The organism is Clostridium frigoris, from assembly GCF_018861865.1.
Classification (GTDB): domain Bacteria; phylum Bacillota; class Clostridia; order Clostridiales; family Clostridiaceae; genus Clostridium_AD; species Clostridium_AD frigoris.
The window spans coordinates 18,245-30,898 of sequence record NZ_JAHLDV010000003.1 but is presented as its reverse complement, the minus strand read 5'-3'; the positions used below and the strand labels follow the sequence as shown (position 1 = coordinate 30,898).

The window sequence follows — 12,654 nt, the reverse complement described above, 5'->3', positions numbered from 1 at the left end:
ATATCTAAAATATTATAGTGGAGTAGTGATTATGAATAACAAAAAAATTAAAACTTTTTATATGCTTTGTTGTATTAGTTTAATTATGCTAAGTACAGGATGTAAAAAAGATGTTGGGAATAAAGCAATTATTTCAAAAAATATTAGTATAATTTGTGAAGATACAGTTTTCCCAATGGTAAGTGATTTAGTACGTGATTATAATTTGAATAATGAGAATAAAATAACTGTGAGATCGGAAGATAGAGAAAGTGCATTTAATAAACTATATAATGATAAGGTTGATGTGTTGATAGGATATGTTCAGCCAAACAGTGAAAAAATAAAGGCTGAAATGTTAGCCTATGATGGTATAGGAATCATTGTTAATACTAGGAATAAAGTAGATAGTGTTTCAATTCAGGAATTAAAAAAAATTTATATTGGTAAAATAGTAGATTGGAAAAATTTAAATGGTGAATCAAAGTCAATAATTCCTGTAGCATTTAAAGATAAATTGAATTCAGTTCAGCAAGAGTTTAATTTGAAAGTAAAGGATACACCTACGAAAGAAGAAATGACAAAAAGCACTCAATATGTATCAAGTATTGAAGGAATGAAAACTTTTATTGCTCAAAACAAAAATTCTATAGGTTTTATACCAGGACAATGGTATAATAAAGATAGTAAGTTTTTGAAATTAAGTGGAATTGAAATTACTACACCAAATTTAAAAAATAATCTTTATTTTTTGAGATTTCCAATAAAAATGTATTATTCGGAAAAAAAAGAAGAGAGTTTAAAAGATCTTTTTCAGTATTTTAAAAGTGAAGATGGTAAGAAAATCATAAGAAAATATTGCATAGAAGCATTTTAATACCTCCTTCTTAGGAGGTATTTTTATTCTGTATTAAATTATATCACAATTTGAATTGTTTACTTTAAAGTGTCGAAAAAACCTGTTAATAAGCGAAATATGCTATTTATCTTCATTTAAAGACAAATACCGTTGACTTAGGTATTTAATTCATGTAATATAACTTAATGGAATGCTATAATTTATTGTATAACTAATTTCTTATTATATTAAGAACATATTTGGTCTTAATATAGTAATTCTAATTCCTCATAAAACCTTTTTATTTAAAAGGTTATTGTAAAACAGGAGGTTAAAATGAAAAACCAAATAGCTAAGATACTTCCAGGGAGCATTGCAGAAGAAATTGAGCTTGAAGTAGGAGATAGATTAATTAGTATAAATGGCAATAAGGTAATAGACATTATAGATTACAAATTTTTAATTACAGATGAACTTCTTGTCATTGAAATTGAAAAAGTAGATGGCGAGATTATTGAAATTGAATTTGAAAAAGACTATGATGAAGATTTAGGAATCCAATTTGTTGATGCCATTTTGGATAAACCAAAGAGCTGTCATAATAATTGTATATTCTGTTTTATTGATCAATTGCCTGACGGAATGAGAGATACTTTATATTTCAAAGATGATGATTCAAGATTATCATTTTTTCAAGGCAATTTTTTAACACTTACCAATATGAGTGAAGAGGACATTGATAGAATTATAAGGTATAAGATAAGCCCTATTAATGTTTCAGTTCATACTACAAATGTTGAGATTAGAAAGAAAATGTTAAATAACAAGTTTGCAGGAAACGTGTATGATAGGTTAAAAAGAATGGCTCAGGGCGGTATAAAAATTAATTGTCAAGTGGTCGCATGTCCTGGCATCAACAATGGTGTAGAACTTATAAAAACTATCGAAGATTTGTATATGCTTTATCCGAGCATTGAAAATCTAGCGGTTGTACCAGTTGGAGTAACAAAGTATAGAGAAGGACTGTTTAATTTAACATTGTATGATAAAAAGACTGCCACAGATGAAATAGAGAGTGTTAAAGAATTACAAGAGAAGTATATTAGAGAAATAGATTCACCTTTTATTAGATTGTCTGATGAATTCTATGTTGTAGCAAACATTGATGTTCCTTGCGAGAAGTTCTATGATGGTTATTCTCAACTTGAAGATGGAATTGGTATGATAAGACTACTTAGAAGCGTTATTGACAAAGATATAGAAAAACTAAATCTTAATAATGAAGGAAGTTTTACATTTGTAACAGGTTATTCAGCTTATGCAGAAATATTAAAGGTAGCTGAGAAAATAACTGCATGTAATAATAAAATAAATATTGATGTAAAACAAATACTAAATGTTTTTTTTGGCGAAACTATTACAGTAGCAGGTCTTTTAACAGGAAATGACATAATCCAGCAACTGACAGGTGAAAAACTCGGTGAATATTTAATACTTCCTAGTAATATGTTCAAAAGCGGATATGAACTAGGAAGTAATGAACAACAAATTTTCTTGGATAATATTACAGTGAGCGATTTAGAAAAAAGCTTAAGTACAAAAGTTTTAATATGTGATTATTCAGGAGAAGATTTAATAAATATAATAAACCAAAATAGTCGGGAGGCAAAGTAATGGCAAAACCAATAGTAGCAATAGTAGGAAGACCCAATGTAGGTAAATCTACATTATTTAATAAATTAGCAGGTAAGAGAATATCAATAGTTGAAGATACACCAGGGGTAACAAGAGACCGAGTGTATGCTGATGCAGATTGGTTAAGACACAATTTTACAATAATTGATACAGGTGGTATAGAAGTTGAAAGTCAAGATATCATTTTAGCTCAAATGAGAAGACAGGCACAAATAGCTATAGAAACTGCAGATGTTATAATTTTTATAGTAGATGGTAAACAAGGACTTACAGGTTCGGATTATGAAGTTGCACAAATGTTAAGAAAAAGTAAAAAGCCAATAGTACTTGTAGTAAATAAAATAGATCATTTAGAATTAGAAGCAAATGCTTTTGAATTTTATAATTTGGGAATAGGAACACCAGTAGCTATTTCAGCAACTCAAGGTTTAGGACTTGGAGATATGTTAGATGATGTAGTTGTACATTTTGATAGTGTTTATTCAAATACAGAAGATGCAGAGTATATTCAAGTTGCAGTGGTAGGTAAACCAAATGTTGGTAAATCATCACTCATAAATAGAATGCTTGGAGAAGAAAGAAATATAGTAACTGATATAGCAGGTACTACAAGAGATGCTATCGATAGTAAATTAGAAACTGAAGAAGGAAAGTTTGTTCTTATAGATACTGCAGGAATAAGAAGAAAAAGTAAAGTAGAAGAGGGTATTGAAAGATATAGTGTTATTAGGTCACTCGCTGCTGTTGAGAGAGCTGATGTTGTTATACTTATGATAACTGCTACTGAAGAATTAAGTGATCAAGATGAGAAGATTATAGGCTATGCTCATGAAATGAAAAAAGCAATTTTAGTTATAGTAAATAAATGGGATTTGATAGAAAAAGATACTAAAACTATGCTTGAGTTTAAACAGAGAATTCAAGCGGGCTTAAACTTTATGGCATATGCACCATATTTATTTATATCTGCCAAAACAGGTCAAAGAGTACATAAGGTATTATCATCAATAAAAGAATGTTATGATAATTATTCAAAGAGAATTGGTACAGGTATATTAAATGAAGTTATAAACAAAGCTGTACTTATGAATGAACCTCCAACGGTAGCAAATAAGAGACTTAAAATATTTTATGTTACTCAAGTAGACTCTAAACCACCAACATTTGTATTCTTTGTAAATAACGCTAATTTATTACATTTTTCATATCAAAGATATTTGGAAAACCAATTGAGAAATAGTTTTGAGTTTAGTGGAACAGGCATAAAGCTTATATTCAGAGAAAGGAAAGAATAAAATGTCAAAAGTTGCTTTTATAGGCGGAGGTAGTTTTGGTACTGCATTATCCATAATGCTTGCGAAAAAAGGAACTAGTGTTAACATATGGGATAGAAAGCTCAGTGTTATCAATGATATTAACATAAAAAGAGAAAACATTAAATATTTACCAAGTATTATAATCCCAGCAGGAGTAACAGCATATATTGACATAGAAAAAGTTATAAATAATTGTGATTTAATTGTGTTATCAGTGCCTTCACATGTTATAAGAAATATAAGTAAGATGATATCACCATATTTAAAACCGAACCAAATTATTGTTAGTATTGCTAAAGGAATAGAAGAGGGTTCATTAAAAAGAATTTCACAGGTTATAGAAGAAGAAATACCAAGCAATCCAATTGTGATACTTTCAGGTCCTAGCCATGCAGAAGAGGTTGCTTTAGATATACCTACAACAGTAGTAGCCACATCTAAACAAATGGAATATGCAATGATTGTTCAAGATGTTTTTATGACTAGTAAATTTAGAGTTTACACTAATGAAGATATTATAGGAGTAGAAATTGGTGGAGCAGTTAAAAACATAATTGCATTAGCTGCAGGAATATCTGATGGTATAGGCTATGGTGATAATGCTAAGGCTGCACTAATGACAAGGGGAATGAATGAAATAATAAGAATAGGAACTAGGCTTGGTGGCAAAATTGAAACGTTTTATGGATTAACAGGTATGGGAGATCTTATAGTAACTTGTACTAGCATGCATAGTCGAAATAGAAAAGCTGGTATTCTAATTGGGAAAGGTGTTCTAGTGGAGAAGGCTTGCAATGATATAGGCATGGTAGTTGAGGGTATAAAAGCTATAAGAGCTTTTTATGAACTTAAGGAAAAAGAAAAAGTATCTATGCCTATAACAGATGTGTTATACAAAGTTTTATTTGAAGGTAAAGATCCTAAATATGGAGTATATGAATTAATGTCAAGAGATAAAAAAAGTGAGTTTTAATTATATCAAGTTACTAAATGTAAGTCACATAGAAATATAAAAGATCTGATTTTCATTAAGAAATTAATGAAAATCGGATTTTTTTTATATTTTTTTAATCAGTAGTAATAATTTGATGAACTCTAAAGTATATTTATATTGATAATAATAAGTATTGGGAGGCATATATTGGATAATTTTGATATATATAAAGATATAGCGGAGAGAACACAAGGAGATATTTATGTAGGTGTTGTGGGGCCTGTAAGAACTGGAAAATCAACTTTTATAAAGAGATTTATGGAGCTTATGGTAATTCCAAACATAGACAATCCACATAAGAAAGAAAGGGCAAAAGATGAACTTCCTCAAAGTGGCTCAGGTAAATCAATTCATACTACTGAACCTAAATTTGTGCCAAACGAAGCAGTAGAAATTGAATTTGAAGGTGGTACAAAGTTTAAAGTTAGAATGGTTGATTGTGTTGGTTATATTGTAAAAGGAGCCCTTGGATACGCAGAAGGTGAAGTACCTAAAATGGTTAATACGCCTTGGTACGACCATGAAATCCCATTTGAAGAAGCCGCAGAAATTGGAACAAAAAAAGTAATTAATGAACATTCAACTATTGGACTTTTAATTACAACTGATGGATCTATCACTGGAATAGAAAGAAACGAATACTTAGAGGCTGAAGGAAGGGTAGTAGATGAACTTAAATCAATCAATAAACCTTTCATAATGGTGTTAAACTCTAGTAATGCAGCTGCTCCTGAAACATCAGCTTTAGCAAGAGAATTAGAAGAGAAGTATGATGTTCCAGTTCAAGTTATGGATGTTATAAATATGAATGAAGAGGATATCTCTAATATATTTCAAAGGGTTCTTAAAGAATTCCCAGTTAAAGAAATTAACATAGATATGCCAGAATGGATAGAAAATCTAAGTTCTAAACATTGGGTTAAAGTTAACTTCATGAAAGTTTTGCAAGATATGTGCAAGGATATTTTTAAAGTTCGCGATATAACTAAATCTTTACTAGGTTTTAAGGAAGTTGATTTTTTAGAGTCGGCAAATCTTGATGAAGTAAATATGGGAGAAGGTACTGCTAGAGTTAAAATAATTCCTAAACATGAACTATTTTATAAAATACTCGGTGAAACCTGTAATTGTGAAATTAAAGGTGAAAATGATTTATTAAAACTGATGGGAGAGTTTTCAAGAGCAAAAGTTGAATATGATAAAATTGCAGGTGCATTAAAAGATGTTCGTGAAAAAGGTTATGGTTTAGTAGCACCGCAGCTTTCAGAAATGACGTTAGAAGAACCTGAAATTGTGCAACATGGTGGCAGATATGGAGTTAAATTAAAGGCATCAGCACCCTCACTTCATTTTATTAAGGCAGATATACAAACAGAAATATCGCCTATTATGGGTACTGAAAAGCAAAGTGAAGATTTCTATAAATCAATTTTAGATCAATTTGAAAATGATAAATCACAAATTTGGCAGAGTAATATGTTTGGCAAGTCACTAGAAGTATTAGTTAAAGAGGGTCTTCAAAATAAATTATTTAAAATGCCTGATGATGTTCAAGTTAAAATTCAAAAGACGTTACAAAGAATTATAAATGAGGGTAATGGTAGCTTAATATGCATTATCTTATAAATTAATTTAGAATATATTAAAAGCTTGTAGCCTTAATGCTGCAGGCTTTTAATATTATACTCTATTAAAAAAACTTATTTAGATATAATTAATATATATTCACTATGAATTTAGGTTACAATAAAATAATAAATCATTATTTAATCGGAGGTTTAGAAATGTTAAATGGAGAAGTTAAAGAAAGTTTGATTAGAGAAGGAATACATGAAGATGCAACAAAAGCATTAGATGAAAAAGGAAAATGTTTATTTGATATAAACAGTACAAGAGACGTATGCTTCGAATTAATTGACGCGGGGGTTAAGTTTAGTTGTGAACAAAGTGTTTTGGATGATGGATTGTATTTAATAAAACTATTATAGTACATATGAAAGTTAAAATTCCATCAAATAACTCTTTTAATTTAGAATAAAACATGATAAAATAAGAACAAACGTTTGTGAGGTGATAAAATGGACGTAATGAGAAAACTTGAGATATTATCGAATTCAGCAAAGTATGATGCTTCTTGTTCTTCAAGTGGTTCTAATAGGAAAAATACAAAAGATGGAATAGGGAATGCCGCAACCTCTGGAATATGTCATTCATGGTCACAAGATGGTAGATGTATTTCATTACTTAAGATCTTGTACAGTAATAAATGTATATATGATTGTAAATACTGTATTAATCGTTCTAGTAACGAATTAGAAAGGACGAGCTTCACACCAAAAGAAATAGTAGATTTGACTATAAATTTTTACAGAAGAAATTATATTGAAGGATTATTCCTTAGTTCTGGTGTAGAAAGAAGTCCAGATTACACTATGGAAAATTTAGTGAAAATAATAAAAGAATTACGATTAGTTTACAAATTTAATGGTTACATTCATGTAAAAGCTATTCCTGGAGCTGATCCAAAACTTATTTATGAGGCAGGACTATATGCCGATAGGATGAGTGTGAATATCGAATTGCCTTCTGAGAAAAGCTTGAAACTATTAGCACCACAAAAAAACAAAGCGGACATTTTAAAACCTATGGGTCTTATTAAACATAGTATAATAGAATCTAATGAATATAGGAAGAAAGGTTTTAAAGCCCCTAAATTTACACCAGGTGGCCAAAGTACGCAGATAATGGTTGGAGCAACTAATGAAAGCGATTTGAGCGTCATTAGACTTACAGAAGGGTTATATAACACTTTTGGCCTTAAGAGAGTGTATTATTCTGCTTATGTGCCAGTGATGGAGCATGTAAATCTACCAGCGATTCAAACAACGCCACCACTGCTTAAAGAACATAGAATGTATCAGGCAGATTGGCTTTTAAGGCACTATGGATTTAAAGCTAATGAATTATTAGATGATCTAAACCCTAACTTTGACACTGATTTAGATCCTAAAGCATTTTGGGCTTTGAATAATTTAAACAAATTTCCAGTTGAGGTAAATAACGCATCATATGAGACGCTTCTTAGAGTACCTGGACTAGGAGTGAAATCTGCCTTAAGAATTGTAAGAGCAAGGAGACTTTGTAATCTTTCATATGATAACTTAAAAAAACTAGGAGTAGTACTTAAAAGAGCTAGGTTCTTTATAACTTGTAGTGGTAAATTTTATGGGGACAAGAGTATGGAGAGAGTGATTCTTAAAAATCATCTATTAGATCCAGAAAGTTTTGATAATCCACAACAAATAAGCTTGTTTAATCTAAGGGGTGATTTATTTGCTTAGATATATTTATGATTCTACCTTTGATGGATTCTTATCCGTTATATATAATTGTTATTATAATAAAATACCTGATTGTATAGAGAGGGAAGATAGGTATACATTTAATATATTATTTGAGGATAATATCATAACAAGTGATTTAGTTAAATCCAATAAAGTATCAAAAGCTATAGCCCAGAAAATATCAACAGAAGCATTAATTCATGTGTATCAATCATTTTTATCTGAGGCCCAAGGCATAGAATTAAAATTACTTAAATATATACAATTAGGATTCAAAATGGGAAGTAAGCTTAATGATTATTTGTTAAATGAATTTGTGGATGAGGTACAAAAATATTCTAGAAAAGTAGGGGCGGAAGCTCACAGATTTTTAGGACTAGTTAGATTTCAAGAATTTAAAGGTATATTATATGCGGCAATAGAACCAACATATAATATTTCAGAACTGATTGCGAATCATTTTAAAGAAAGACTTGCCAATGAAAAATGGATAATACATGATGTTAAGAGAAAATTTGGTATAGTTTATGAGAATAATGAATGGATACTTAGAGAACTGAATTTTGAGAAATTAGAGAGTCATGAAGAGGAAGAGTTATTTTATCAAAAATTATGGAAGGTATTCCATAAAAGTGTTTCAATAAAAGAAAGAAAGAATGAAAGTTTGCAAATGCAAAACATGCCTAAAAAGTATTGGAATAATCTAATTGAGATGAAATAATGCTTGGAAATATCAGGGCATTTTTCTTATATTTTATTGATTCTTTTTAAAATGTATAAAATCGTGATATAATAGACATGAGTATATTTACTAAATTATTGTTAGTTAAAGAAAGGAACGATTATTATGAAGAAAACTGAAGAATACATACAGGTTGAAAGTCCTATTATAAGTATGGAAAAAAGAAAAAAGATGATGGAAACAATTTACAAAACATTAGAAGACTTAGGAGCTATTAGTAAGGAAACGGCAAAAACTAGTAAGGAGATACACAATTGTATTCCTGACGAACCTACGGTTAAAGACATAGATACTGGAAAAAAGATCAAGAAAGTGCAATTGAATACACCCTCATTTGTAGGTTCACTTTCAGGAGTTATGTCTAAAGCAAAAATAATAGGAAAAGTGTATAGTGTAGAAAAGGGAGAAACTACATGGTATATTAGAGGTAACAAAAAAAAGATTGAAGATATAGACCCTAGAGATATGTAATTTATATAATTATTAGCTAATTTAAATGCATAAGAAGTAAAAAATAAGTCTTAATTATAAGACTTATTTTTTTTTATAATTCTTCAGTTTCTAATTTAAAACCTTCTATAACTATATCATCCTCAATCTCAATAAGTAGACATCTTCTACCATCCTTGTTTCTTACCTGTTTAATAGAGTTAAGATCCTTCGGAGTTAAAGTGATATTTGCTATTTCACTAGTAATCTTAATTGATTTAGAATTGAATTCTGGTACTATATTATTTATTTTAAAATCATAAGTGCTACCACAAGTCTCTTCAAATGCCGTTTCTATATCAGATATAATATCTGCACCGCAATTACTAAGAATATTTTTTACATCTGTAACTCCAAGGATTGGTGTTTCACCGTCGTTTGCTTGCTCTGCTAATTCATGTATATTAGCATAGATATCTTGCATAAGTTCTGGTTTTATTTTATCCCCAATTATAGATTTTAAAATATCCCCAAAACAATTTTTTTCATCTTCAGCAGTAAATTTGAAACCACAGTTAAGAACATTTTCTATAAAATATGTATTTAATTCCTTAGGCTTTGAAGCATAATACACACACTTATTGAAATCTGAATAACCATTACTAAGGCTAGGGAACATAAACCCCTCTAGTGGAGCATTGAGATTAATAACTGAATCTAAAACTGAATTTGCTTTAAATTCTTTATCAGTATAATCAAATTTTAGGGTTCTTTTGGGAATGTCTATTTTATTTACACTTGATAAAATAAAATTAAAAGCTTTCATTGAATCATTGATACTTTCATCTACATCATTATGTTTATGGCTTGACCCTATATAGTACTCAGCTTTTATAAATGTAACAACAACATCTGTTTCATATCTATAATTAGCGGCAATTTTATTAATGATTTTATTAATATAATTCTCTATTTCATCTTTGGTTTTTGATTTCAAAGCGCTGGTTAAAAACTTCTGAGTGTTATCTTCATCTTCAACATGTTGGAAATCTAATTCAAATATTTTAGTATCAAGCGCACCAGTGAGCACTTTCTTGAAATTTCCAATAAATAACTCTTTTTTATCAACATCCATTCTATCGAAGTAATCAAACTCTGAATGAATAACAGGTTCAAAATCAATTTGTACATTATCTTTTTTTAGATAAACGCTATAAATTTCTTCTATTTTTATCATACCATTATCCAATTTAAATTCTTTTCTTATGTCTGAAAGCTCTTTTTTATTCATTATTAACCCTCTTTTCGTTGTTATTTTATATTAAAATTATGCCACGTGGTTTGATTAATTAATAATTTTCCACAAACCAATCAATTAATTTTTTAGCTATACTTATACTGTCGGGTGTTATAGGCATCTCACTTGAACTATACCAGTTAGCATGGCCTATTTCTTCTCCATCCACTTGTATTTCTCCACTTGCATATTCAGCTATAAATCCGATCATTATGGAATTCGGGAAAGGCCAAGGTTGATTTCCAAAATATTTAATGTTTTTTACAGTAATGCCTGTTTCTTCTTGTACCTCACGAATAACACATTCCTCCAAAGTTTCTCCAACCTCTACAAATCCAGAAACTACACTATATAGGTCATTAGGAAATTGAAGGTTATGAGCAAGAAGTAATTTATCTTCACGCACAACCGCTACAATTATTGCTGGTGATATTCTAGGGTAATTTGAAAGTCCACATTTGTGGCATTTTTTAGCCCTTTCTCCATCCACCGTTTGAGTTAATGTACCACATCTCCCACAATATACATGATCATTTTTCCAATTTACAACTTGAACTGCCCTACCACAAATCCAAAATATATCTTCTGGTAGCTTGTGAGTTAAATCTTTAAGATTCATACATATCATGAAATTTGGAATAACCAAGTCTTCATTTATTTCTCCACAGTAACAATTCTTACCGTTTACAGAACCAAGATATTGAAGCTTATCTATTTCTAATTTTTTTAATTCACTAAAAGTCGGTATAATTGCTATATTATTTTCTAGTTTTACTAGTAATTTATTATTGCAAAACAGAAAATATAAATCCATATTTGTTTTGGGTAAAATTGCAACTACTCCAGGAATATAATTTGTACTTTTTCCATTGTTAAACATTAGTATCATATCTCCAATCTATTTAATACGTATGTTATTTATTATTCATATAAATATCACGTAATTATATCATATATATATATGTTTTGATATTTAAAAGAAAATATTGTAAAAAATAATAATAATATATAAATAGAGCATATATGAATGGTAAAGACAAATATTATCTTTAGCTAATAGTTAGTTTACATATTTATAATTATGTAAACTAATCCTAAAATGTAAACCAATAATAAATAAATACTCGCTAATATAAATACGAAATAGAAAAAATATATATACCCTATAACCTTCTTTTTATAATATTATTTGGTATAATTAAACTATATTATAATTATTATTTTTGCTACTTAAAACTAGAAATCAATTATAAGGAGGTTCAATATGATACCTACACCACATATTGAAGTAAAAGAAAAAGGAATTATTGCAAAAACAGTATTAATGCCGGGGGATCCATTACGTGCAAAATTTATTGCAGAAACTTTTTTAGAAAATGTTTGTAAATTTAACACTGTACGAAATATATTTGGATATACTGGTACATATAAAGGTCGTAAAATTTCTGTAATGGCTAGTGGTATGGGTATGCCAAGCATAGGTATCTACTCGTATGAGCTCTTTGATTTTTATGATGTAGATAATATTATCCGTATTGGTTCTTGTGGTGCCTACACTACTGATCTAAAGTTATATGATGTAGTATTATGTACTGAGGCTTGGAGTGAATCTACGTATGCAAAAGTTCAAAGTGGATATGATAAAGATACTATTGGCGCATCTTCTTTACTTAATAATAAGTTAGAAAAAATTGCCGATGCTTTAGGAATCATGGTGCATAAAGAAAAAGTCCATTCTTCGGATGTGTTTTATAGTAAAAACATTGATACTTATAAGGATATTTATGAAAAGTACGGTTGTACTTGCGTAGAAATGGAATCTTTTGCTTTATTTAGTAATGCAAAGGTATTAAATAAGAAAGCAGCTTGTTTATTAACAGTATCAGACAATTTAGTAACTCATGAGTTAACTACATCTAAAGAAAGACAACAGTCGTTTACACATATGATAGAAATAGCTTTGGAGATGGCAGAATAATATTAAATAAATTAAATAATAAAAAAATCCTCAATATAAAAT

General features: G+C 29.2%; 12 protein-coding genes. 10 read left to right on the top strand and 2 right to left on the bottom strand.

All coding sequences use genetic code 11. The annotated features are described in order from the left end of the window. Nucleotides 1-31: 31 nt before the first annotated feature. The 9 genes from KPL37_RS02110 to KPL37_RS02070 all read left to right on the top strand — a co-directional run bounded on the left by KPL37_RS02110 (nt 32) and on the right by KPL37_RS02070 (nt 9,379). Nucleotides 32-856 carry a substrate-binding domain-containing protein gene (locus tag KPL37_RS02110; protein WP_216145674.1) on the top strand — a complete coding sequence of 275 codons (825 nt, stop codon included), beginning with the start codon at nt 32-34 and terminating at the stop codon, nt 854-856. Nucleotides 857-1,153: 297 nt separating this feature from the next. Continuing rightward, on the top strand, nt 1,154-2,491 hold the full coding sequence (locus KPL37_RS02105; RefSeq protein ID WP_216145671.1) for a DUF512 domain-containing protein: 1,338 nt from the start codon (nt 1,154-1,156) through the stop codon (nt 2,489-2,491). Further along, the gene (gene der / locus KPL37_RS02100) at nt 2,491-3,807 is read left to right on the top strand and encodes a ribosome biogenesis GTPase Der (RefSeq protein WP_216145667.1); all 1,317 of its coding nucleotides are present in this window, start codon (nt 2,491-2,493) and stop codon (nt 3,805-3,807) included. Before KPL37_RS02105 ends, der begins: the two co-directional genes overlap by 1 nt. A gap of 1 nt (nt 3,808) precedes the next feature. Beyond that, complete coding sequence (locus KPL37_RS02095; RefSeq protein WP_216145664.1) at nt 3,809-4,801, top strand: NAD(P)H-dependent glycerol-3-phosphate dehydrogenase; 993 nt, start codon at nt 3,809-3,811, stop codon at nt 4,799-4,801. 168 nt (nt 4,802-4,969) lie between these two features. Then, a complete protein-coding gene (gene spoIVA / locus KPL37_RS02090; RefSeq protein WP_216145661.1) occupies nt 4,970-6,448 on the top strand; it encodes a stage IV sporulation protein A in 1,479 nt (492 codons plus the stop codon). Nucleotides 6,449-6,606: 158 nt separating this feature from the next. After that, the gene (locus tag KPL37_RS02085) at nt 6,607-6,810 is read left to right on the top strand and encodes a hypothetical protein (RefSeq protein WP_216145659.1); all 204 of its coding nucleotides are present in this window, start codon (nt 6,607-6,609) and stop codon (nt 6,808-6,810) included. Nucleotides 6,811-6,900: 90 nt separating this feature from the next. Beyond that, on the top strand, nt 6,901-8,163 hold the full coding sequence (locus KPL37_RS02080; RefSeq protein ID WP_216145657.1) for a putative DNA modification/repair radical SAM protein: 1,263 nt from the start codon (nt 6,901-6,903) through the stop codon (nt 8,161-8,163). Next, nucleotides 8,156-8,887 (top strand): TIGR03915 family putative DNA repair protein, encoded by a 732-nt coding sequence (locus KPL37_RS02075; protein ID WP_216145656.1) that lies wholly within the window; start codon nt 8,156-8,158, stop codon nt 8,885-8,887. The genes KPL37_RS02080 and KPL37_RS02075 overlap by 8 nt, the downstream gene beginning before the upstream one ends. Before the next feature lie 126 nt (nt 8,888-9,013). Then, complete coding sequence (locus KPL37_RS02070) at nt 9,014-9,379, top strand: hypothetical protein (RefSeq protein WP_216145654.1); 366 nt, start codon at nt 9,014-9,016, stop codon at nt 9,377-9,379. Nucleotides 9,380-9,452: 73 nt separating this feature from the next. Here the strand turns inward: KPL37_RS02070 and KPL37_RS02065 are convergent, their stop codons facing one another. Then, a complete protein-coding gene (locus KPL37_RS02065; RefSeq protein WP_216145652.1) occupies nt 9,453-10,628 on the bottom strand; it encodes a DUF4317 family protein in 1,176 nt (391 codons plus the stop codon). Nucleotides 10,629-10,686: 58 nt separating this feature from the next. After that, nucleotides 10,687-11,514: an NAD(+) diphosphatase gene (gene nudC / locus KPL37_RS02060; RefSeq protein WP_216145651.1), complete on the bottom strand. Its 828-nt coding sequence runs from the start codon at nt 11,512-11,514 to the stop codon at nt 10,687-10,689. 387 nt (nt 11,515-11,901) lie between these two features. Between nudC and deoD the strand changes: the two genes are divergently transcribed. Continuing rightward, on the top strand, nt 11,902-12,612 hold the full coding sequence (deoD, locus tag KPL37_RS02055; RefSeq protein ID WP_484793062.1) for a purine-nucleoside phosphorylase: 711 nt from the start codon (nt 11,902-11,904) through the stop codon (nt 12,610-12,612). Nucleotides 12,613-12,654: the final 42 nt, after the last annotated feature.